The organism is Micromonospora sp. C41 (assembly GCF_018070485.1).
In the GTDB taxonomy this organism is placed as follows: domain Bacteria; phylum Actinomycetota; class Actinomycetes; order Mycobacteriales; family Micromonosporaceae; genus Micromonospora; species Micromonospora chalcea.
On record NZ_JAGPXP010000024.1, the window covers coordinates 75,965 to 97,177 of the forward strand.

Genomic DNA, 21,213 nt, shown 5'->3' on the forward strand with positions numbered 1-21,213 from the left:
GTGCCTGCGGTGCCGCGACGGAGGCTTCCGGCGCGTGGAAAGATGGCGGCCATGTGCGGACTCCTGGCCTTCTTCAGCGCGCGCGGCGACGCCGCCGCCCACCGCGACAACATCGCCGGCGCACTGGAGTGCCTGCACCACCGTGGCCCGGACGAGACCGGGGTCGAGGTGGTCGGCGACGCCTCCGGCCGGTACGCGGACGGTGTGTTCGCGCACAAGCGCCTGGCGATCATCGACGTGGCGCTGAGCCACGAGCCCCTGCCGTACGCGGGCGGGCGGTACCTGCTCACCTTCAACGGCGAGATCTACAACTACATCGAGCTGCGCGAGGAGCTGATCCGCGACTACGGCGCCCAGTTCGCCACCAACGGCGACGGCGAGGTGATCGTCGCCGGCTACCACTACTGGGGTGAGCAGGTGCTCACCAAGCTGCGCGGCATGTTCGCGTTCGTCATCTGGGACCGGCAGGAGCGGCGGGCCTTCGGCGCCCGGGACTACTTCGGCATCAAGCCGCTGCACTACCTGGAGACCCAGGACGGCCTCTACCTCGCGTCGGAGAAGAAGGCGCTGCTGCCGTTCGCGCACTCGGCGTACCAGGGCGACGCGGGCATCGACACCGCCAACCTGAGCCATTACCTGACGCTGCAGTACGTGCCGGAGCCGGGCACGCTGCACAAGGGGATCAGCCGGATCGGCTCGGGGGAGTACCTGAACTGGACCCCTGGTGGCCGGATCGAGGTGCGCCGCTGGTACCGCCCGGTGTTCCGGCCGGCCCCGGTCTCCGACGAGCAGCGGCTCTACCACGACATCCGGGAGACGCTGCGGGAGAGCGTCCGGATGCACATGCGCTCGGACGTGCCGGTCGGCTCGTTCCTGTCCAGCGGCATCGACTCCACCGCCGTGGTGGCGCTGGCCCGCGAGTTCAACCCGAACATCCTCACCTTCACCGTCGGCTACGACGTGCCCGGCTACTCCGAGATCGACGTGGCCCAGGACTCGGCCCGGCACCTCGACGTGACCACCATCCCGACCAAGATCGGGCCGCAGGACATGATCGACGCGCTGCCGAAGATCGTCTGGCACCTGGACGACCCGGTCGCCGACCCGGCGCTGGTGCCGCTGTACTTCGTGGCGAAGAAGGCCGCCGAGCACGTCACGGTGGTGCTCTCCGGCGAGGGCGCGGACGAGTTCTTCGGCGGCTACACGATCTACCGGGAGCCGCTGTCGCTCAACTCGGTGAACAGCCTGCCCGACGGTGTGCAGAAGGGCCTGCGCGCGGTGTCCAAGGCCATTCCGCAGGGGGTCAAGGGCAAGAGCTTCCTGGAGCGCGGCACCACCCCGATCGAGCAGCGCTACTACGGCAACGCCCGGATGTTCACCGAGGAGGAGAAGCAGCACCTGCTGCGCCGCTACGACCCCTCGGTGCGCTACACCGACGTGACCGCCCCGATCTACGCCGAGTGCACCGAGCTGGACGACGTCACCAAGATGCAGTACGTCGACCTCTACACCTGGCTGCGCGGCGACATCCTGGTCAAGGCCGACCGGATCTCGATGGCGCACTCGCTGGAGGTGCGGGTGCCGTTCCTGGACCGGGAGGTGTTCAACGTCGCCGCCGGCATCCCGGTCGACCTGAAGCTGCCGCCCCGCTCCGAGGCCACCAAGTACGCGATGCGCCAGGCGCTGCAGGGCGTCGTGCCGCCGGCCATCGTCAACCGCAAGAAGCTGGGCTTCCCGACCCCGACCCGGGTCTGGCTGCGCGGCGAGATGTACGAGTGGGCGCGGCACGTGCTGTCCACCTCGGGCGCGGGCGACCTGATCGACCTGTCGTACGCGATGCGCCTGCTGGAGGAGCACAAGCGGGAGGAGGCGGACCACTCCCGCAAGGTGTGGACCGTGCTGATCTTCTGCATCTGGCACGCCATCTTCGTGGCCAAGACGCTCGACCCGGGCATCCAGCGCAACCAGTCCGCGCTGCTCACCAAGCCGGTCGTCGGCAGCATGGTCCGCTGACCCGAGCGTGACGAGGAAGGGCCCCCGGGGTGTTCCCCGAGGGCCCTTCCCGTTACGGGGTCACCTGCCGGTGCAGGTGACCGTCGGCAGGGTGTTGGTGCCGGAGAAGTTCGCGGTGAAGCCGAACGTGGTGGTGCCCTCCGGCGGGACGCTGCCGTTGTAGGCGGCGTTGGAGACGCTCACCGACGCCCCGCTGCCGCTCAACGTGCCGTTCCACACCTGGTTGATGGTCTGGCCGCTGGGCCAGGTCCAGTTCGCGGTCCACCCGGAGTACGTCCGGGTGCTGTGGTTCATGATCGTCACTTCGCCCTGGAAGCCGCCACCCCAGGCGGTGACCACCTTGTACACCGCCATGCAGGAGCCGGCCGGCATGGTCGGGCTGGTCGTCACCGGCGGAGGCGAGGTCGGCGGCGCGGTCGTCGGGGGCGCGGTGGTCGGCGGCGCGGTGGTCGGCGGCGCGGTCGTCGGGGGGTTGCTGCCGCCCGAGCCGATCCCGGTCACCTCGCCGTTACCGCCGTCGAACGTCACGTCCGAGCAGCCGAAGAAGTTCTCCTGGCTGTCCGAGCGGACCCAGCGCGAGTAGATGATGTGCCGGCCGCTCTTGTTCGACGGCAGGTTGCCGGTGAAGTAGTAGTGACCGTCGTTGGTGCCGACCGCGCCGCGCTGCGGCGGGTTGGTCACCTGCAGGAACGGCTGCTCCTCCAGGTCGCTCCAGGCCAGCGGCCGGTTCGGGCTCCAGCTGTCCTTGGTCACGTAGAAGTAGAACGTGCCCGGGTGGTGGGCCCAGTTGCTGTACCGGAACTCCATCGACCGGCCCGCCGTCAGGTGGGTGATCGGCCAGTCGTTGCGCGCCGCGTCGTACCCGCTGAAGCCGGGGTTGCCGCCGCTGCACAGCTTGCCGTCGGGGATGAACCCGACGGTCCGCCCGCCGGCGTCGGAGCGCAGCACGCTGAACCAGTTGTACAGCGAGTTCGCGCCGCTCTCGGCCACCGCCGACGAGCAGGCGGGGTTGTTCGGCCGGATCTCACCGGTCCCGGTGAGGCCGTCCTTCCAGCACAGGTAGGTGCGGGCGCCCGGCGTCATGGCCGCGCCGTGCGCGGCCGCCGGTCCGGAGTTGGTGACCAGGGCGAACGCGCCCAGGGTCAGGGTGGCGGCCGCGGTGAGCAACGCGGCCGTACGGGATCGGGATCGGTGCACGGGGATCTCCTGACTCGCGGAGCGTGGCCCGGTTCGGCCCGCCCCGCTGCGACGAGCGGATGCGACGATCGCGGTGCCCGCGCCCGGTCGGAGTGCGGCCGTGGCCGTCGACGGGCGCGCACCGTCTGCGGTCCGTTGCCCAACGGACCGTGGATGCCCTCGCGTCGGATCGACCCGGCGGCCGGTGACGCGGCAGCCCCCGCGTCGTCACCCGGCACCGCCATCCCACCACGTCCGGGCGCGGCCCGCAATAGGCGCCGTTCGATGCCAGGGTCCCGGCGCGCGGTGGCGCCGGTATGCGCCAGGATCGGGGTAGGACGACGAGGGGAGCCAGGATGGGGTACGCGGTGGTGCTCGGCGAGGCGCTGGTGGACCTGCTCGACGCCGAGCGCGACGGAGAGCCCGTCTATCGGCAGGCGATCGGCGGGGGACCGCTCAACGTGGCGGTGGCGACCGCTCGGCTCGGCGGAGACGCGCGGTTCGTCGGGTCGCTCGGCGACGACGCGCTGGCCGGACGGATCCGCGCCTTCCTCACCGACGCCGGTGTGGACGTGAGCGGGACGGTGACCGTGCCGGCCCCGACAGCGCTCGCGGTGGCCACCTTCGCCGGCCCCGAGCCGGACTTCCGCTTCTACGGCGAGCCCCGCTCGTACGCGCTGCTCGGCCCGGACGACCTGGACGTGGCGCTGGTCGAGGGCGCGGACGTGCTCTACTGCGGCTCGATCGTGCTGCTCGACCCGCCGGTGCTCGCCGCCGCCCGCCGCGCCTGGTCGATCGCGGGCGCGCTGCGGGTGTTCGACCCGAACGTGCGGCCCCGGCTGCTCACCGCCCCGGACGCGCTGGACGGGCTGCGCGCGGTGGTCGCCGAGTTCGCCGCCGCCGCGCACCTGGTCAAACTCAGCAGCGCCGACGCGCGGGTGCTCTACCCGCACGAGCCGGTCGAGGGCGTGGCCGCGTACCTGCGGGAACTGGGCGCGAGCACGGTCGTGGTCACGCTCGGCGCGGACGGCGCGCTGGTCGCCGCTGGCGACGACGTGGTGCGCGTGCCCGCGCCGAAGGTGGACGCGGTGGACGCGACCGGCGCGGGGGACTCGGTGATGGGCGCGCTGGTGGCCGAGCTGCTGGCCGCCGGTGAGCCGGCCGACCCGGCCGGGTGGCGGGACCGGGTGGCGTTCGCGCTGCGGGTGGCCGCAGTGGTCTGCGAGTCCCCGGGTGGCGCCACCGCCATGCCCACCCGCGCCGAGGTGACCGCCCGCTTCGCGTGAAAGGAAGGGCCCCTTGTTAACGCCTCAGGTAGAGAAGGGGCCCCTTCTTAACGCGCTCAGCGCTCAGCCCGCGTGCGGGTCATCGTCAGGACGGTGACCAGGGTGAGAACGGCGGCGCCGGCCAGGACCGTGGCCATCGGCAGCGCGCTGCCCTCGCCGCCGAGCCCGACCAGGGGCGCGGCCAGCGCGCCGACGACCGACTGGATGCCGCCCATCAGCGCGGCGGCGGTGCCGGCGTGGCGGGCGTGCGCGTCCAGCGCCAGCGCCGTGCTGTTCGGCGTCACCATGCCCAGCGCGCCGACGTACCCGAACAGCGCCACCGCGGTCAGCGCGAGGCCGTCGGTCAGCGCGCCGCTCAGCACGCCGGCCGCGGCGACCAGGCCGACCGCCAGCGCGGTGACCAGCAGCCGGCGTGGCGGGAACCGGTCGAGCAGCCGGGCGTTCAGCTGCCCGACGGCCACCAGGCCGAGCGCGTTGACGCCGAAGATGACGCTGAACACCGCCGCGGAGACGCCGAAGACGTCCTGGAACACGAACGACGACCCCGAGATGTACGCGAACAGCCCGGCGAAGGCGAAGCCCTGGGTCAGCGCGTACCCGAGGTAGACCCGGTCGGCGAGCAGCGACCGCATGGTCCGGGCGGTGGCCCCCAGCCCGCCGGTGCTGCGGCGCTCGGCCGGCAGCGTCTCCGGCAGGCGCAGCGCGACCGCGACGGCCAGCACCGCGCCGATGGCGGCCAGCACCAGGAAGACGGACCGCCAGGAGCCGAACCGGAGCACCAGGCTGCCCACGCCCGGCGCCGCGATCGGCGCGACCCCGAAGACCAGGGTGAGCCGGGAGAAGTACTTCGCGGCGTCCCGGCCCGAGTAGAGGTCGCGGACCACGGCGCGGGCGACCACCACGCCCATGCCGCCGGCCAGGCCCTGGGCGAACCGGACGGCGGCCAGCAGCGGGGCGTTCGGCGCCGCCGCGCACGCCAGCGCCAGCACGGTGTACGCGACCACGCCCACCAGCACCGGGCGGCGGCGCCCCCAGCGGTCGCTGAGCGGCCCGGTGACGAGCTGGCCGAACGCCAGGCCGATCAGGCAGGTGGTCAGCGAGAGCTGGATGCCGGCCTGGTCGGCGCCGAGGTCGCGGGTCATGGCCGGGAACGCGGGCAGGTACATGTCCAGCGAGAGCGGGCCGATCGCGGTGAGCGTGCCGAGCAGCACCAGCAGGCTCGCGCCCCCGGTGGACGCGGTGGCGCCGGCACCGGTCGGGCGGGCGGCGGGCGGCGCGGCTTGACTCACGAGCGGGTACCCCCTGAAATCCGATGTGCTCGGGTACCTTACCTCTGTAGTCAGAACTATTGCGATGTGAGGCGGGTGACCCCGTGTCGACGAACGAGCAGGTCGCGCGGTTCGGCGCGGTCCTCGGGGAGCTGCACCGGCTCGTGCGCCGCCGGTCCACGGCGCGCGCCGGGCGGGACCCGCTGCCCGAAGCTCAGGTGGAACTGCTCCTGCTCGTCCGGGACACGCCGGGCATCAGCGGCAAGGACGTGGCCCGGCGCCTCGGCACGGCGCCCAACACGGTGAGCACGCTGGTCCGCGACCTCACCGACGCCGGGCTGCTGGCCCGCGACCGCGACCCCGCCGACCGCCGCGTGGTCCGGCTGCGCGTCACCGAGGCCGCCCACCGGCGGATGGCCGACCACCAACGGCACCGCACCGCGCTGCTCACCGAGGCGCTGGCCGACCTCGACCCGGCGGCGCGCGACGCGATCCTGGCCGCCGCCCCGCACCTCGACACGCTGCTCACCACGCTGCGGGCACACACCCGCCCGGAACGGGACCCCCGTACGTCCGGAAACCCGGTGGCCGCCGCGCCGCCCGGCACCGGATGATCGCCCGGTGATGCTGCACCAGGACGAGACACCTGTGGACGAGGGGATCGTCCGGGCGCTGCTGACCGACCAGCGCCCCGAGTGGGCCGCGCTGCCGTTGACCCCGGCCGGCGCCGGGACCGACAACACCATGTACCGGCTCGGCGACGACCTGCTCGTCCGGCTGCCCCGCACCGCGGAGAAAGCCGGCGCGCTGCGCAAGGAACAGCTGTGGCTGCCCCGGCTCGCGCCACTGCTGCCGTACCCGGTGCCGGAACCGCTCCACGCCGGGACGCCGACCGCCGCCTTCCCGCTGCCGTGGTCGGTGCAGCGGTGGATCCACGGCGACGAGGTCGGACCCGGCACGGTCCGGGACTGGGCCGCCCTCGGGGCCGACCTGGCGGTGTTCGTGCGTCACCTGCACGCGGCCGACCTGCTCGGCGCGACCCGCGCGGACGCGCTGAGCGGATACCGCGGCGGCAGCCTGCACCCCTGTGACACCTGGGTCAGCGCGGCGCTCGACGACTGCCGGCGCAGGATCGGCGACGAGACCGACGTCGACACCCTGCACCGGCTCTGGCGCGACGCCCTCACCCTGCCCGAACCCACCGGCCGGCACGTCTGGCTGCACAGCGACCTCAAGCCCACCAATGTGCTGGCACGCGACGGCCGGCTGTGCGCGGTGATCGACTTCGGCGGGCTGACCGTCGGGTTCCCGGACGCGGAACACGCGCCGATCTGGGACCTGCCGCCGCCGGCCCGGCACGCCTACCGGGAGGCGCTCGGTGTCGACGACGTGACCTGGGTACGGGCCCGCGCCTGGGCGCTCGGGGTGGCGGCCAGCGGCGTCTCCTACTACTGGCACACGTTCCCGGCGTTCGTCGCCGAGTGCCGCAACCGTCTCCGCGAGATCCTCGCCGACGCCGGCTGAGCCCGGGCCGCCGCTCAGGCGGTGCCGTCGAGTTCGGCGTAGCCGCGGCGGGCGGCGATCAGGCCCGGCCGGGCGCCGAACGGCGACTCGGCCGCCACCCGCTCCGGCGGCGCGCTGCCGGTGTGCCCGGCGCGGATCAGCCACGCCTGCCGCGCGAGCTGCGCGTGCTGCTCGCGGACGAAATCCGCGCCGACCGGCTCGCCGTGGCCCGGCACCACCACCGTCGCGGGCGTGGTCAGCCGCAGCAGGTCGGCCAGCGCGTCCGGCCACCGCAACGGGTACGACTCCTCGAACGCCGGCGGCCCGCTCTGCTCCACCAGATCGCCGGCCACCAGCACGTCCGCATCGGGCACGTGCACCACCAGGTCGGCGTCGGTGTGCCCGTGCCCGGGATGGCGCAGCACCACCCGGCGGCCACCGACGTCGAGCACCGTCTCCTCGACCACCTCGTGCGTCGGCGCCCGCAGCTCGGTACGCGCCAGCTCCTCGGCCAGCGCCGGATCCTCGGCGCGCATCTCCTCGTACGCGGCGCGGCGCAGCGCGTCCGGCCGGTCCCGCAGCGCCGCCACGGCCTGCGGGTGCGCGTAGATCGCGGTGTCCGGCCCGGCCAGCGTGGCGTTGCCGAAACAGTGGTCGAAGTGGTGGTGCGTGTTCACGATCGTCCACGGGTACGGCGTCACCGCCCGCGCCGCCGCCGCCAGTTCCCGCGCCTGCCCGGCCGTGGAGAGCGTGTCGACCAGCAGCGCCGCGCCGTCGCCGACCACGAGCACCACGTTCACCGCCAGCAGCGGCTCACGTCGCACGTGCACACCGGGGGCGACCTCGGTGAAGCCGGCGGTCATGACGGGCCGAGGGCCCGCTCGACGAAGCGCTGCCGGTCGACCAGCGCCCGCTCGACCCGGCCCTGCGCCGCCACCGTCGGACCGTCGGTGACAGTCACCTCGAAGACGAGCCGCTTCCCGTCGACCTTCACCAGCTCGGTGTGGGCGGCCACGGTACGCCCGACCGGGGTGGCCGCGCGGTGCTCCAGCTCCACCCGTACGCCGACGGTGGTCGACCCGGACGGCATCCGGGTCGCGGTGGCGGCCACCGTCGCCGCCTCGGCCAGCGCCAGCACGCGCGGGGTGCCGAGCACCGGCACGTCCCCGGAGCCCACCGCCTGCGCGGTGTCGGCGTCGGTCACTGTCAGCTCGACGCGGGCGGTCAGGCCCGGCGTGAAGGGCGACTCCGGCTGCTCCTGCATGCGGCCGAGCCTAGTGCAGATGAACGGGGGCCGTCCGGCGTCCGAGCCGCCGCGCCCGTGTCGTCCCCGCCCGCCCGCAGGCCCGCCCGTCGCCCGCCGTTAACCTTGTCCGCGATGGCCGAGCAGACACAATCTCCGACCCCCGCCCCCGACGCGACCACCGAGTCGCCCGACGGCGGGCGCCGCCGTGTGATCGCGATGACCATCTGGGGCGTCGCCTTCGTGGCGGGCTGGCTCGTCATCGGCCTGCCCACCGACCCGGCGTACGCGTTCCTGTGGATCTGGGCCGGCACCGTCGCCTGGAACTCGGCCCGCCCGTGGCGCAGCCACCTGCGCTTCGCCCGGGACTGGATCCCGGTGGTGCTGCTGCTCGCCGCGTACAACCTGTCCCGGGGCTTCGCCGACAACGGCGCCACCCCGCACGCGATGGAGCTGATCGTCGCCGACCGGTTCCTCACCGGCTGGCTCACCGGCGGTGAGGTGCCGACGATCTGGCTGCAGGAGCGCCTGTACGACCCGTCCGAGGTGCGCTGGTGGGACGTGCTGGTGAGCTGGATCTACTTCTCGCACTTCGTGGCGACGTTCGCCGCCGCGGCCGTGCTGTGGATGCGCAACCGGCGGCGCTGGATCGCGTACATGTCCCGCTGGGGCTTCCTGTGCGCGGCCGGCCTGGTCACCTACTTCGCCTACCCGGCCGCGCCGCCGTGGTGGGCGGCGCAGAACGGCCTGCTGACCGAGGTCGCGCGGATCTCCACCCGGGGGTGGAAGGAGATCGGCATGCACGGCGCGGGCAATCTGCTCAACGCCGGGCAGATCGCCTCCAACCCGGTGGCCGCGATGCCGTCGCTGCACACCGCGTTCGCGCTGTTCGTGGTGCTGTTCTTCATGCGGTCGGTGCGCAAGCGCTGGTGGCCGCTGATGCTGGCGTATCCGCTGGCCATGACGTTCACGCTGATGTACAGCGGCGAGCACTACCTGATCGACGTGCTGGTCGGCTGGGCGTACGTGGGCATGACGTTCCTGGTGGTCGGCCTGGCCGAGCGCTGGTGGGCGGCGCGGCGGGCCCGGCGTGCCGGTGAGCCCGCCGGCGCGGCCGGCGTGCCGCAGCCCGCCACCGCGGCCGAGGCCGACGCCCCCGCCGACGACCGGGACGCGGTGCCGGCCGAGCGACGCTAGCCCCGCTGGCGGGTCAGCGGCGGTGGTCGGCCCGGCGCGCGGCCCGCGACCGCTCGGTCAGCTCCGCGGCCAGCTCCCAGGCGTCGGCCAGGTCCCGGTCGACCGCCGCCGCCCCGGCCCCGCCCGCGGTGTCCGCGTGCACGGTGGCCAACCGCAGCAACCGCTGCGCCGGCCCCTGCGTGACGCGCACGCTCTGGATCCGGGCGTACGGCACCAGCGTCAGCTGGCGGGTCAGCAGCCCGGACCGGGCCACGAACACCCGCTCGTCGAGGCCGGCGCCGACCACCTTGCGGCTCAGCGGGCGCAGCCAGCGGGCCCGGGACGGGGGCGGCGTGCCGGGCAGCTCGTCCAGCCGCACGCCGGGCAGCACCTCCGCCACCACCATCGCGCCGGTGCCGGCGTCGCCGACCGGCAGCAGCCGGTCCGGGCGGTTGCGGTCGTCCGGCTCACCGGCCGAGTAGCCGGCCACCTCCAGCCGCAGCCGCAGCCAGCCCTTCATCCGCCAGAGCAGCGGCCAGGTCGCCCGCACGGTCTGCACCCGGTGCAGTGGCACCGTCTGCACCCGCGTCTCCAGCAGCCCGTTGTGCACACGCAGCGTGCCGTCGTCCCGGTCGAGCCGGAAACTCCAGTCGTCGAGCACCCGCCGGACCGGTTGCAGCACCACACCCGCCATAGCGGTGAGCGTGCTCGCCACCGCGATGAACGACCACGAGCCCTCGGAGAGGAACTGGGCGCCCACGAACACCACGCCGACCGGCAGCAGGAACGCCTGCGGCGTGAGCAACTGGCTGACCAGCAGGTCCTGGTTGCGGACGACGTGCAGCCGGCGGCCGGCCGGCGCGGACGCGACCGGCGTACCCGGGGCGGCCGGCACGCCCGGCTCGGCCACGGCGGACGGGGCCCGGCCGGCGACAGCGAGCAGCCGCTGCCGCAGCGCGGTGGCCTCGGCCACGCTGAGGTAGGCCAGCGGCGCCTCGGTCTTGCCCCCGCCGACCACCTCGAGCCGCAGCTCGGCCAGGCCGGTGAGCTGGGCCAGCAGCGGCCGGACCACCTCCACCGCCTGCAACCGCTCCAGCGGGATGGCGCGCGTGCGCCGCCACAGCAGGCCCTCGTACACGCGCAGCTCCCGGCCCACCAGGTGGTAACCGGTGTTCCACCAGCTCACCACGGACAGCACGGTGGCCCCGAGCACGAAGACCGTGACCAGCAGGGCGAACCAGCCGAACCCGACCCGCGACAGCGTCGACCAGGACAGACCGGCGATCACGACGACGAGTGACTTCGCGCCGTGCAGCGCGGGGCTCAGCGGATGCAGCCGCTGCCGCGGTTCCTCCCCGTCGGACGAGGGCGCGGCGGCCGGACCCCAGGGTCCCGGGTACGGCGGCGCGGGCGCGGGCCACGGCCCGGGCGTCGCGTCGGCTGCCGTCCCGTATCCGGGCGGGGGCCCGTAACCGGGTGGTGGCGCGTATCCGGGCGGTGGTCCGTAGCCGGGCGGCGCGGCGGACGGCCCGTAACCCGGCCCGGGCGGCTGTTCCGGACCGGCCGGCGGTGGGGGACCGGGCGCCGCCCCGGGCCGGTCGTCGTGGGGCCGCGGCGCGCCGGGATCGCTCCGGTCGCTCACAGGCCCTCCGCCCGGTCCTCGCCCAGCGCGGTGAGCCGGTCGCGCAGCCGGGACGCCTCGGCCGGACGCAGCCCCGGCACCCGGGCGTCGCTGGCGGCCGCCGCCGTGTGCAACTGCACAGTGGCGAGGTCGAAGGCACGCTCCAGCGGACCGGCGCTCACGTCGACGAACTGCATCCGGGAGTACGGCACGATGGAGAGCCGCCGCACCAGCAGACCGTGCCGCACCAGCAGGTCGTCGTCGCGCTCGGCGTACCCCCAGGCGCGGACCGCACGCACGATGGTGATCGCCCGCCAGACGCCGATCAGCAGGGCCACGCCGACGGCGGCGCCGAGCAGCCAGTGCCCGGACAGCGCCCAGGCCACGCCGAGCACCACGAGCGCCACCGCCAGCCCGATGCCGAGCCGGATCAGCTCCACCCAGATCAGGTCGCGGGAGATCGGCCGCCAGTCGACGGTGTCCGGCCAGGGCTCCAGCGCGCTGCGCGACGCGGGCGGGAGGCCGGTGTGGCCGTCACCGCTCACCGGGAGGACCTGCCGTGCTCGCCGCCGGTACGGGCTCGGGTCGTCTGCTCGCTCACGCTTCGAGCGTAGGCGATCAGGGAAGCGGGACCACCTCGCGGAGGAAGCCGCGTGCGTCGAGGAAGTCCCCGAGGGAGTCCCGGTGCGCCGGGCAGGCGAGCCAGGTCTTGCGCCGGTCGGGCGCGTGCAGGCGGGGATTGTGCCAGCGAAGCTGGTAGGCGGCGGGAGCGCGACACCCCCGCGCCGAGCAGATCAGCTCGTCTTCGGGGGCGTTGGGAGTCGTCACCGGGGCGAGTCTAGGCGTCGCACGCCGGGAGTTTTAGCGCCGGGCGGCCACGGGGGGAGCCGCCCGGCGACGGGGTGAATCGTACACACTGCGGACCCCTTTTTGTCCACCCGTGTTCAGCGTTTTCGTGCGGCGGTACGGCGTGGCCGGACGGCGCGGCGAAAATCGTGCCTCTCCCACCCTCGGCTCTCAGCGAGGCATGACAGTCTTGATACGCACCACGCCGCGACGACGACCCTGCTGTGGAGGACCGGTGGCCCAGCCGACCACACCCGACGTGCCGAACCCGACCGAGGCGCCGCCGGACGCCCCGCCCCCGGCGGCCACCACCCCGGCGCAGGACGCCACGCTGCTGGAGCGGGCGCTGTTCGAGACCAAGCGGGTGATCGTCGGCCAGGACCGGATGGTCGAGCGGATGTTCGTCGCGCTGCTGGCCCGGGGGCACTGCCTGCTGGAGGGCGTACCGGGCGTGGCCAAGACGCTCGCCGTGGAGACGCTGGCCCGGGTCGTCGGCGGATCGTTCGCCCGGGTCCAGTTCACGCCGGACCTGGTGCCCGCCGACATCATGGGCACCCGGATCTACCGGCAGTCCAGCGAGAAGTTCGACGTCGAGCTGGGTCCGGTCTTCGTCAACTTCCTGCTCGCCGACGAGATCAACCGCGCGCCGGCCAAGGTGCAGTCGGCGCTGCTGGAGGTGATGAGCGAGCGGCAGGTCTCCATCGGTGGCGAGAGTCACCGGGTGCCGGACCCGTTCCTGGTGATGGCCACCCAGAACCCGATCGAGCAGGAGGGCGTCTACCCGCTGCCGGAGGCGCAGCGGGACCGCTTCCTCATGAAAATCGTCGTGGGCTACCCGACCGATGCCGAGGAACGCGAGATCGTCTACCGGATGGGCGTCGCCCCGCCGGAGCCGGCCCGGGTGTTCGACACCCCCGACCTGATCGCCCTGCAGCGCAAGGCCGACCAGGTCTTCGTGCACAACGCGCTCGTCGACTACGCGGTCCGGCTGGTGCTCGCCACCCGGGCGCCGGCCGAGCACGGCATGCCCGACGTCGCCCAGCTCATCCAGTACGGCGCCAGCCCGCGCGCCTCGCTCGGCCTGGTCCGGGCCACCCGCGCGCTGGCGCTGCTGCGCGGGCGCGACTACGCGCTGCCGCAGGACGTGCAGGACATCGCGCCGGACATCCTGCGGCACCGGCTGGTGCTCAGCTACGACGCGCTCGCCGACGACGTGCCGGCCGACCACATCGTGCACCGGGTGATGTCGACCATCCCGCTGCCCGCCGTCGCGCCCCGTCAGCAGGCCGCGCCGCCGCCGGCGGTGCCGCACAACGGATGGCCCGGGCAGCGGCCGTGACCCCGCCCACCCGGCTCGCCACCGGCGACCGCTCCGGAGCCGTGCTGGCCCGGCTCCAGCTCATGGTCACCCGCAAGCTGGACGGGCTGCTCCAGGGCGACTACGCCGGGCTGCTGCCCGGCCCGGGCAGCGAGGCGGGGGAGTCCCGGGAGTACCGGCCCGGCGACGACGTGCGCCGGATGGACTGGCCGGTCACCGCCCGCACCACCATGCCGCACGTGCGGCGTACGGTCGCCGACCGCGAGCTGGAGACCTGGCTGGCTGTGGACATGTCGGCCAGCCTGGACTTCGGCACCGGGCGGTGGCTCAAGCGGGACGTGGCGGTCGCCGCCGTCGCCGCGCTGGCCCACCTCACCGTGCGGGGCGGCAACCGGATCGGCGCCGTCGTCGGCACCGGCGGGGCCGGTGGGCCGGGGACGATGCTGCGGCTGCCCGCCCGGTCCGGCCGCAAGGAGGCCCAGGGGCTGCTGCGGGCGGTGGCCGGCGCCGAGATCCGGCCCGGTCGCAGCGACCTCGGCGCGCTCGTCGACATGCTCAACCGGCCGCCCCGGCGGCGCGGCGTGGCGGTGGTCATCTCCGACCTCCTCGCGCCGCCGCAGCAGTGGGGCCGGCCGCTGCGTAAGCTGCGGGTCCGCCACGACGTGCTGGCCGTGGAGGTGGTCGACCCGCGGGAACTGGAACTGCCCGACGTGGGGGTGCTGCCGGTGGTCGACCCGGAGAGCGGGGAACTGCACGAGGTGCAGACCGCCGACCCGGGACTGCGCCGCCGGTACGCCGAGGCGGCGGCCGCCCAGCGCGGGGCGATCGCCGCCGAGCTGCGCGCCGCGGGCGCGGCCCACCTGCGCCTGCGTACCGACCGAGACTGGCTGCTGGACATGGTGCGTTTCGTCGCCGCGCAGCGGCACGCCCGCACCCGAGGGACGACGCGATGATCCGTTTTCTGCAACCGTGGTGGCTGCTGGCCGTGCTGCCGGTGCTCGCCCTCGCCGCCGCGTACGTCTGGCGGCAACTGCACCGCCGGCAGTACGCGCTGCGGTTCACAAACGTCGACCTGCTGCGTACCGTCGCGCCCAAGGGACTGGGCTGGCGGCGGCACGTGGCGGCCACCGCGTTCCTGCTCTGCCTGCTGGTGCTGGCGACCGGGCTGGCCCGCCCGGCGATCGACACCCGCGAGCCGCTGGAGCGGGCCACCGTCATGCTCGCCATCGACGTGTCGCTGTCGATGCAGGCCGACGACGTGTCACCGAACCGCCTGGAGGCGGCGCAGGAGGCGGCCAAGCAGTTCGTCGGCGAGCTGCCGGAGAGCTACAACCTAGGGCTCGTGTCGTTCGCGAAGTCCGCGAACGTGCTGGTGCCGCCGACCAAGGACCGGGCGGCGGTGAACACCGCCATCGACGGGCTGGTGCTGGCCGAGGCGACAGCCACCGGCGAGGCGGTCTTCACCTGCCTGGAGGCGATCCGGTCGGTGCCGGCCGACGGCGCCGCCGGCATCCCGCCGGCCCGGATCGTGCTGCTGTCCGACGGCTACCGGACCTCCGGCCGGTCGGTGGAGGAGGCCGCCGCGGCGGCGCAGGCGGCGAACGTGCCGGTGTCCACCATCGCGTTCGGCACCGACTCGGGCCAGGTCGACATCGGCGGGCAGCTCCAGCGGGTGCCGGTGGACCGCACCGCGCTGTCCCAGCTCGCGGAGACCACCCAGGGCTTCTTCTACGAGGCCGCGTCGGCCAGCGAGCTGAAGCAGGTCTACCAGGACATGGGCAGCTCGATCGGCTACCGGACCGAGCCGCGCGAGATCACCCAGTGGTACGCGGGCGTCGCCCTGCTGCTGGCGCTGTGCGCGGGCGGGCTGAGTCTGCTCTGGACGTCCCGGCTGGTCTGAGCCGGGCCCGGCCGGCGGTGGTCAGTGACCGCCGCCGGCCAGCACGAACAGGACCGCCACCCAGACGGCGGCGAGGGTGAAACCCAGGGGGGCGACGTAACGGCTCATGGGTGTGCTCCGTGGCGACAGTCGGCCCGGTGCGGGCCGTGGGGGGTCGGGGCGTACGCGCACGAAGTCGTGACCGGGTGCTCCGCCGCGCGGCAGGGCCGCCCCGGCGTGGGCGCCGGAGAGCGGATGCGGTGCGGAGGGCGGGAAGCGGGTCAGCCGCGTCGACCGAGCCGTGGCTCAGCGGGGCTGACGGTGGGCCCGGCCACGACTGGGAGGATCGCTATCTCGCACAGCGATCACCTCCTACGGTCGGCGGGGCCCGGAACGCGGGCGCAGACCGGCCCGCAGACCCGGTGATCGTACACCGGTGTGTGCGGGTGTCGCGCGCGCGGCCGCCGACCCCGGCGGCGCCGGCGTGTGACCTGCTCGGGTTAGCGCTTACCTACCGGTAACCCCTAGGCTCCGACCGGACCGAGAGATCACTGGAGCAGAGGGGGATCCGTGGCCCGTACGGTGCTGGTGACCGGCGGCAACCGGGGGATCGGCCTGGCCATCGCGCAGGCCTTCGCCAAGCAGGGCGACCGGGTGGCCGTCACGTACCGGAGCGGCGAGGCCCCGGAGGGCCTGTTCGGGGTGCGGTGTGACGTGACCGACGCCGAGTCGGTCGACGCCGCGTTCACCGCGGTCGAGGCCGAGCTGGGCCCAGTGGAGGTGCTCGTCGCCAACGCCGGCATCACCGACGACACGCTGCTCATGCGGATGTCCGAGGAACAGTTCACCCGTGTGCTCGACACCAACCTGAGCGGCTCGTTCCGGGTCGCCAAGCGGGCCTCGACGAAGATGCTCCGGAACCGGTGGGGCCGGATGATCTTCATCTCCTCGGTGGTCGGCCTCTTCGGTGGCGCGGGCCAGGTCAACTACGCGGCCAGCAAGGCCGGCCTGGTCGGTGTGGCCCGCTCGATCACCCGCGAGCTGGGCAGCCGCAACATCACCGCGAACGTGGTGGCGCCCGGCTTCATCGACACCGACATGACCGCCGGGCTGCCCGAGGAACGCAAGGCGGAGCTGCGCAAGGCGATCCCGGCCGGGCGGATGGCCACCCCGGACGAGGTCGCGGGCGTCGTCACCTGGCTCGCCTCGGACGCGGCCGGCTACGTCACCGGCGCCGTCATCCCGGTCGACGGCGGCCTCGGCATGGGTCACTGAGCAGAGCACGGAGGAGACACGCAATGTCCGGACTTCTCGCCGGTAAGCGACTGCTGGTCACCGGCGTCATCACCGACGCCTCGATCGCCTTCTCGGTGGCGAAACTCGCCCAGGAGAACGGCGCCCAGGTCGTGCTCACCGGCTACGGCCGGCTCTCCCTGGTGGAGCGGATCGCCAAGCGGCTGCCCGAACCCGCGCCGGTGATCGAGCTGGACGTCACCAGCGAGGAGCACCTGGCCGGGCTGGCCGACAAGGTACGCGAGCACGTCGACGGCCTGGACGGGGTGGTGCACTCGATCGGGTTCGCCCCGCAGAGCTGCCTCGGCGGCGGCTTCCTCGACGCCCCGTGGGCGGACGTGGCCACCGCGCTCCAGGTCTCCACCTACTCGTACAAGTCCCTGGCCATGGCCGCGCTGCCGCTGATGTCCTCCGGCGGTGCCGTGGTGGGCCTCACCTTCGACGCCACCAAGGCGTGGCCGGTCTACGACTGGATGGGCGTGGCCAAGGCCGGGCTGGAGTCCGCCTCCCGCTACCTGGCGCTGCACCTGGGCAAGCAGGGCATCCGCAGCAACCTGGTCGCGGCCGGCCCGCTGCGCACCATCGCCGCCAAGTCCATCCCCGGCTTCGACCAGTTCGAGGACGCCTGGACCGAGCGGGCCCCGCTGGGCTGGAGCCTCACCGACCAGGAGCCGGCCGCACGGGCCTGCCTGGCGCTGCTGTCGGACTGGTTCCCGGCCACCACCGGCGAGATCGTCCACGTCGACGGCGGCTACCACGCCATCGGCGCCTGAGATGTAAGGAAGGGCCCCTTCTTAACGCCTCGCGCATAGGAAGGGGCCCTTCTTAACACCCCATGCCCGGGTGGTCACCGCGCCGACCAGGGGGCGTCGCCACACCGTCACGGCGGGCGAGGAAGAATGGACCCCATGGCGTACGACGCGTTGGTGCTGGTCTCCTTCGGCGGCCCGGAGCGGCCCGAGGACGTTCTCCCGTTCCTGCAGAACGTCACCCGGGGGCGGGGGGTGCCGCCGGAGCGGCTGGCCGAGGTCGCCGAGCACTACCTGCACTTCGGCGGGGTGTCGCCGATCAACCAGCAGTGCCGTGACCTGCTCGCGGCGATCCGCGCGGACTTCGCCGCCAACGGCGTCGACCTGCCGGTCTACTGGGGCAACCGCAACTGGGATCCGATGCTCGCCGACACGGTGGCGCGGATGCGCGACGACGGGATCACCCGGGCGCTGGCGTTCGTCACCAGCGCGTACGGCGGCTACTCCTCCTGCCGGCAGTACCAGGAGGACATCGCCTCGGCCCGCGCCGCGGTCGGCCCGGACGCTCCGCTGATCGAGAAGCTGCGCCAGTTCTGGGACCACCCCGGCTTCATCGAGCCGCACGCCGACGCGGTCCGCGCCGCGCTCGCCCAGCTCGACCCCGCGAAGCGGGACAGCACCCGGCTGGTCTTCACCGCGCACTCGGTCCCGATGTCGGCGGCCGCCAGCGCCGGCCCGCACGGCGGCCGGTACACCGCCCAGCTCGAGGAGGTCGCCCGGCTGGTGCACGCTGCGGCCGCGCCGGACCTCGCGTACGACCTGGTCTGGCAGAGCCGGTCCGGCCCGCCGCAGGTGCCGTGGCTGGAGCCGGACGTCAACGACCACCTAGCCACGCTGCCCGAGCAGGGCGTGACGAGCGTCGTGGTCAGCCCGATCGGCTTCGTCTCCGACCACCTGGAGGTGGTGTGGGACCTGGACACCGAGGCGCTGGAGACGGCCAAGCAGCTCGGCCTGGACTTCGTCCGCGCCGGCACCCCGGGCGTCGACCCGCGGTTCGTCGCGATGGTCCGCGAGCTGGTGCTGGAACGCACCGCCCCGGACGGCGAGCGGCTGCGCCGCCGGCTCGGCGAACTGCCGGCCTGGGACACCTGCCCGGCGTTGTGCTGCGTACCCCCGGCCCGCCGGCCCTGAGCCCGACCCGACGACACCCCTGGGGACGACACGATGCTTGACCGCAAGCCGGTGCAGAGCTGGCTCACCGACATGGACGGCGTGCTGGTGCACGAGGGGCAGCCGGTGCCGGGCGCGCCGGAGTTCGTCAAGAAGCTGCGTGCCTCCGGCAAGCCGTTCCTGGTGCTGACGAACAACTCCATCTACACCCCGCGTGACCTCCAGGCCCGGCTGGCCCGGATGGGGCTGGACGTGCCGGAGGAGGCGATCTGGTCGTCCGCCCTGGCCACCGCCCAGTTCCTGGCCGACCAGCGGCCGGGCGGGACCGCGTACGTCATCGGTGAGGCCGGGCTGACCACGGCGCTGCACGCGGTGGGGTACGTGCTCAGCGACTTCGCCCCGGACTACGTGGTGCTGGGGGAGACGCGCACCTACAGCTTCGAGGCGATAACCAAGGCGATCCGGCTGATCAACGACGGCGCCCGGTTCATCTGCACCAACCCGGACGCCACCGGCCCGTCGATGGAGGGCGCGCTGCCGGCGGCCGGTTCGGTGGCGGCGATGATCTCCAAGGCGACGGGCGTCGACCCGTACTTCGTCGGCAAGCCCAACCCGATGATGATGCGCTCGGCGCTGAACACCATCGACGCCCACTCCGAGTCGACCGCGATGATCGGCGACCGGATGGACACCGACATCCTGTGCGGCCTGGAGGCCGGCCTGGAGACGATCCTGGTGCTCACCGGCATCAGCAGCCGGGCCGAGGCCGAGCGGTACCCGTACCGTCCGTCGCGGATCGTCGACTCGGTGGCCGACCTGATCGACGAGGTCTGAGCCCGGGTTCTACAGCCGCAACGGCGCGTTGCAGGCGGCCACCAGGGCCTGCCGGCAGGCGGTGGTCAGCGGCCGAAGCGCCGCATCGCGCTGCTGCGCCTCGTAGGTGTTCACCGCGCCGCCGGGCGCGCTCTCCCCGGCCAGCGCCAGCACCCGATCGAGTACGGCGGCGCGCGCGAACAGCCGGCGGGCCCGCGGATCGAAGCCGGGCGGCAGGTCGGTGCCTCCGTCCGGGCGACGCAACGCGGCGAGCGCACCGGCCAGCTCGGGCCGCCACTGCGCGACGTCGAGGCGGGTCAGCGTGGCTGTCGTCTCGGCGAGCACCGCGGAGAGTTCCGCCTCGGCCTCCGCCGCGCCGGGCGTGGACAGGGACGCCTTCGGCGCGTCCGCCGGCAGCGGGTGGACCCGCCACAGCACTGTCTCCCAGGTCATCCCCGACCCGGAGGTGTGCGTGCGGACCTCCGGCACCAACCCCATGCCGCTGGCCACCACCGCCTCGCCGGCCACCAGCGCCGCCCCGGCGAACGCGCCCGGGCCGGGCAGGCCGCGCGGGTCGCCCGGCGCGGGCAGCACCAGGCGGATGTCGTCCGGGGAGTGCTTGGCCAGGCTGGGCAGCGCCTCCCGCAGGGACACGTCGGTCCAGGTGCCGGGTGCGTCGGCGACCAGGTGCTCCTCGTCGCCGGCGACCGCGTCGGCCACCTCGTCGAACGGCACCAGGCCGGCTCGCCAGGCACGCACCCAGGCGACGAACCGGCTCGACCGGCGCGGAGCCAGTGTGGCCGCGCCCGCTGCGGGGGAGGACATGCCGAAAGGGTACGTGCTCCGCGCCGCTGCTGTCTCGGCTGCCGCTCCGGTGGCGCGACCTGCCCCCAACTAACCCCTTCGCACCGTTTCGTGCCGACGGATGACGCCCCGGTCGGCGCGTCGGCGAGCGACACGCCGAGGTCGTGGCTAGCGTCTCCGGCATGGCGGGGCGATACGACGGCGACGTGCTGGCCGGCGACTGGCGGCGACGGAAGGTGACCCCCGAGGTCGACGCCGAGCCGGACCTGGTGGTCGAGGACGCCGACTCCGGGTTCTGCGGCGCGGTGGTCGGCTTCGACACCGGCGCGGTGGTGCTGGAGGACCGGCACGGGCGACGGCGAAACTTCCCGCTGCTGCCCGCCGCGTTCCTGCTCGACGGCCGGCCGGTCACGCTGCGGCGGCCGGCCCGCGCCCCGGTGCCCGCCGCGCGCCGCCGTACCGCGTCCGGCTCGATCGCTGTGGACGGCGTACGGGCGCAGGTCGCCAAGGCCAGCCGGATCTGGGTCGAGGGCGTGCACGACGCCGCGCTGGTCGAGCGGATCTGGGGCGACGACCTGCGCATCGAAGGCGTCGTGGTGGAACCGCTGGACGGCATCGACGCGCTCGCCGACGAGGTACGCGCGTTCGCGCCCGGCCCCGGCCGCCGCCTCGGCGTGCTGGTCGACCATCTCGTGCCCGGCTCGAAGGAGAGCCGGATCGTGGCCCGGGTGAACTCGCCGCACGTGCTGGTCACCGGGCACCCGTACGTCGACGTGTGGCAGGCGGTACGCCCGGACGCCCTGGGCATCGCGGCCTGGCCGGTGGTGCCGCCGGGGCAGCCCTGGAAGGAGGGCGTCTGCGCGGCGCTCGGGGTGGCCGAGCCGGCTGACATGTGGCGGCACATCCTGTCGCGCGTGGACAGTTTCGCCGACGTGGAGACGCCGCTGATCAACGCGATGGAGCGGTTGATCGACTTCGTCACCGAGCCTGTCTGAGAGGTCGGTTGCGGTTGAGGGCCGGGGGCGACCGTGTCCGGCTCCGGGCGGTCAGGCTTG

At 73.9% G+C, this 21,213-nt stretch carries 21 protein-coding genes; 13 read left to right on the forward strand and 8 right to left on the reverse strand.

What is annotated here, in order from left to right:
* Positions 1–51 precede the first annotated feature (51 nt).
* On the forward strand, positions 52–2,013 hold the full coding sequence (gene asnB / locus KBX43_RS23320) for an asparagine synthase (glutamine-hydrolyzing) (protein ID WP_043329713.1): 1,962 nt from the start codon (positions 52–54) through the stop codon (positions 2,011–2,013).
* A 60-nt stretch (positions 2,014–2,073) separates the two neighbouring features.
* Here asnB and KBX43_RS23325 read toward each other — a convergent pair whose 3' ends face one another.
* The gene (locus KBX43_RS23325) at positions 2,074–3,210 is read right to left on the reverse strand and encodes a lytic polysaccharide monooxygenase (protein ID WP_043329714.1); all 1,137 of its coding nucleotides are present in this window, start codon (positions 3,208–3,210) and stop codon (positions 2,074–2,076) included.
* 335 nt (positions 3,211–3,545) lie between these two features.
* Here KBX43_RS23325 and KBX43_RS23330 point away from each other — a divergent pair, with 335 nt between their 5' ends.
* The gene (locus tag KBX43_RS23330) at positions 3,546–4,475 is read left to right on the forward strand and encodes a carbohydrate kinase (RefSeq protein ID WP_166457836.1); all 930 of its coding nucleotides are present in this window, start codon (positions 3,546–3,548) and stop codon (positions 4,473–4,475) included.
* Between the two features lie 56 nt (positions 4,476–4,531).
* Here KBX43_RS23330 and KBX43_RS23335 read toward each other — a convergent pair whose 3' ends face one another.
* Positions 4,532–5,764: a multidrug effflux MFS transporter gene (locus KBX43_RS23335; RefSeq protein WP_104115085.1), complete on the reverse strand. Its 1,233-nt coding sequence runs from the start codon at positions 5,762–5,764 to the stop codon at positions 4,532–4,534.
* Positions 5,765–5,847: 83 nt separating this feature from the next.
* On the opposite strand from KBX43_RS23335, the gene KBX43_RS23340 reads away from it, so the two are divergent.
* Complete coding sequence (locus KBX43_RS23340; protein ID WP_043329717.1) at positions 5,848–6,357, forward strand: MarR family winged helix-turn-helix transcriptional regulator; 510 nt, start codon at positions 5,848–5,850, stop codon at positions 6,355–6,357.
* A gap of 10 nt (positions 6,358–6,367) precedes the next feature.
* Complete coding sequence (locus KBX43_RS23345; protein WP_199495984.1) at positions 6,368–7,267, forward strand: aminoglycoside phosphotransferase family protein; 900 nt, start codon at positions 6,368–6,370, stop codon at positions 7,265–7,267.
* 14 nt (positions 7,268–7,281) lie between these two features.
* Here KBX43_RS23345 and KBX43_RS23350 read toward each other — a convergent pair whose 3' ends face one another.
* Both KBX43_RS23350 and KBX43_RS23355 read right to left on the reverse strand, forming a co-directional pair.
* A complete protein-coding gene (locus tag KBX43_RS23350; protein ID WP_113972459.1) occupies positions 7,282–8,109 on the reverse strand; it encodes an MBL fold metallo-hydrolase in 828 nt (275 codons plus the stop codon).
* The gene (locus tag KBX43_RS23355) at positions 8,106–8,510 is read right to left on the reverse strand and encodes a thioesterase family protein (protein WP_210887147.1); all 405 of its coding nucleotides are present in this window, start codon (positions 8,508–8,510) and stop codon (positions 8,106–8,108) included. The genes KBX43_RS23350 and KBX43_RS23355 overlap by 4 nt, the downstream gene beginning before the upstream one ends.
* A gap of 114 nt (positions 8,511–8,624) precedes the next feature.
* Between KBX43_RS23355 and KBX43_RS23360 the strand changes: the two genes are divergently transcribed.
* The gene (locus KBX43_RS23360) at positions 8,625–9,686 is read left to right on the forward strand and encodes a phosphatase PAP2 family protein (protein ID WP_113972458.1); all 1,062 of its coding nucleotides are present in this window, start codon (positions 8,625–8,627) and stop codon (positions 9,684–9,686) included.
* A gap of 13 nt (positions 9,687–9,699) precedes the next feature.
* Here KBX43_RS23360 and KBX43_RS23365 read toward each other — a convergent pair whose 3' ends face one another.
* From KBX43_RS23365 to KBX43_RS23375, 3 genes are all read right to left on the reverse strand, one after another.
* Positions 9,700–11,307: a PH domain-containing protein gene (locus KBX43_RS23365; RefSeq protein WP_370446786.1), complete on the reverse strand. Its 1,608-nt coding sequence runs from the start codon at positions 11,305–11,307 to the stop codon at positions 9,700–9,702.
* The gene (locus KBX43_RS23370; protein ID WP_064445350.1) at positions 11,304–11,831 is read right to left on the reverse strand and encodes a PH domain-containing protein; all 528 of its coding nucleotides are present in this window, start codon (positions 11,829–11,831) and stop codon (positions 11,304–11,306) included. Before KBX43_RS23370 ends, KBX43_RS23365 begins: the two co-directional genes overlap by 4 nt.
* 73 nt (positions 11,832–11,904) lie before the next feature.
* The gene (locus tag KBX43_RS23375) at positions 11,905–12,114 is read right to left on the reverse strand and encodes a hypothetical protein (protein ID WP_069087711.1); all 210 of its coding nucleotides are present in this window, start codon (positions 12,112–12,114) and stop codon (positions 11,905–11,907) included.
* 253 nt (positions 12,115–12,367) lie between these two features.
* On the opposite strand from KBX43_RS23375, the gene KBX43_RS23380 reads away from it, so the two are divergent.
* From KBX43_RS23380 to KBX43_RS23410, 7 genes are all read left to right on the forward strand, one after another.
* A complete protein-coding gene (locus KBX43_RS23380; protein ID WP_043329721.1) occupies positions 12,368–13,471 on the forward strand; it encodes a MoxR family ATPase in 1,104 nt (367 codons plus the stop codon).
* A complete protein-coding gene (locus KBX43_RS23385; protein ID WP_210887150.1) occupies positions 13,450–14,403 on the forward strand; it encodes a DUF58 domain-containing protein in 954 nt (317 codons plus the stop codon). Before KBX43_RS23380 ends, KBX43_RS23385 begins: the two co-directional genes overlap by 22 nt.
* On the forward strand, positions 14,400–15,350 hold the full coding sequence (locus KBX43_RS23390; RefSeq protein WP_064445352.1) for a VWA domain-containing protein: 951 nt from the start codon (positions 14,400–14,402) through the stop codon (positions 15,348–15,350). The genes KBX43_RS23385 and KBX43_RS23390 overlap by 4 nt, the downstream gene beginning before the upstream one ends.
* A gap of 549 nt (positions 15,351–15,899) precedes the next feature.
* Positions 15,900–16,604 (forward strand): beta-ketoacyl-ACP reductase, encoded by a 705-nt coding sequence (gene fabG, locus KBX43_RS23395; protein ID WP_043329724.1) that lies wholly within the window; start codon positions 15,900–15,902, stop codon positions 16,602–16,604.
* 23 nt (positions 16,605–16,627) lie between these two features.
* The gene (fabI, locus tag KBX43_RS23400; protein ID WP_043329725.1) at positions 16,628–17,395 is read left to right on the forward strand and encodes an enoyl-ACP reductase FabI; all 768 of its coding nucleotides are present in this window, start codon (positions 16,628–16,630) and stop codon (positions 17,393–17,395) included.
* Positions 17,396–17,530: 135 nt separating this feature from the next.
* Positions 17,531–18,562 carry a ferrochelatase gene (locus KBX43_RS23405; protein ID WP_064445353.1) on the forward strand — a complete coding sequence of 344 codons (1,032 nt, stop codon included), beginning with the start codon at positions 17,531–17,533 and terminating at the stop codon, positions 18,560–18,562.
* A 33-nt stretch (positions 18,563–18,595) separates the two neighbouring features.
* Entirely contained in the window at positions 18,596–19,375 is a 780-nt protein-coding gene (locus KBX43_RS23410; RefSeq protein ID WP_043329726.1) for an HAD-IIA family hydrolase, read from the forward strand.
* Positions 19,376–19,384: 9 nt separating this feature from the next.
* On the opposite strand, the gene KBX43_RS23415 is transcribed toward KBX43_RS23410, so the two are convergent.
* Positions 19,385–20,179 carry a hypothetical protein gene (locus KBX43_RS23415; RefSeq protein WP_030504270.1) on the reverse strand — a complete coding sequence of 265 codons (795 nt, stop codon included), beginning with the start codon at positions 20,177–20,179 and terminating at the stop codon, positions 19,385–19,387.
* Between the two features lie 161 nt (positions 20,180–20,340).
* Here KBX43_RS23415 and KBX43_RS23420 point away from each other — a divergent pair, with 161 nt between their 5' ends.
* Entirely contained in the window at positions 20,341–21,153 is an 813-nt protein-coding gene (locus tag KBX43_RS23420; protein ID WP_210887153.1) for a DUF3097 domain-containing protein, read from the forward strand.
* Positions 21,154–21,213: the final 60 nt, after the last annotated feature.

What these genes read in the sequence shown, in the direction of transcription:
- asnB (WP_043329713.1), top strand. Translation starts at nt 52, where the DNA reads ATGTGCGGACTCCTGGCCTTCTTCAGCGCGCGCGGCGACGCCGCCGCC.
- KBX43_RS23330 (WP_166457836.1), top strand. Translation starts at nt 3,546, where the DNA reads ATGGGGTACGCGGTGGTGCTCGGCGAGGCGCTGGTGGACCTGCTCGAC.
- KBX43_RS23345 (WP_199495984.1), top strand. Translation starts at nt 6,368, where the DNA reads ATGCTGCACCAGGACGAGACACCTGTGGACGAGGGGATCGTCCGGGCG.
- KBX43_RS23350 (WP_113972459.1), bottom strand. Translation starts at nt 8,109, where the DNA reads ATGACCGCCGGCTTCACCGAGGTCGCCCCCGGTGTGCACGTGCGACGT.
- KBX43_RS23355 (WP_210887147.1), bottom strand. Translation starts at nt 8,510, where the DNA reads ATGCAGGAGCAGCCGGAGTCGCCCTTCACGCCGGGCCTGACCGCCCGC.
- KBX43_RS23360 (WP_113972458.1), top strand. Translation starts at nt 8,625, where the DNA reads ATGGCCGAGCAGACACAATCTCCGACCCCCGCCCCCGACGCGACCACC.
- KBX43_RS23385 (WP_210887150.1), top strand. Translation starts at nt 13,450, where the DNA reads ATGGCCCGGGCAGCGGCCGTGACCCCGCCCACCCGGCTCGCCACCGGC.
- KBX43_RS23390 (WP_064445352.1), top strand. Translation starts at nt 14,400, where the DNA reads ATGATCCGTTTTCTGCAACCGTGGTGGCTGCTGGCCGTGCTGCCGGTG.
- fabI (WP_043329725.1), top strand. Translation starts at nt 16,628, where the DNA reads ATGTCCGGACTTCTCGCCGGTAAGCGACTGCTGGTCACCGGCGTCATC.
- KBX43_RS23405 (WP_064445353.1), top strand. Translation starts at nt 17,531, where the DNA reads ATGGCGTACGACGCGTTGGTGCTGGTCTCCTTCGGCGGCCCGGAGCGG.
- KBX43_RS23410 (WP_043329726.1), top strand. Translation starts at nt 18,596, where the DNA reads ATGCTTGACCGCAAGCCGGTGCAGAGCTGGCTCACCGACATGGACGGC.
- KBX43_RS23415 (WP_030504270.1), bottom strand. Translation starts at nt 20,179, where the DNA reads ATGTCCTCCCCCGCAGCGGGCGCGGCCACACTGGCTCCGCGCCGGTCG.
- KBX43_RS23420 (WP_210887153.1), top strand. Translation starts at nt 20,341, where the DNA reads ATGGCGGGGCGATACGACGGCGACGTGCTGGCCGGCGACTGGCGGCGA.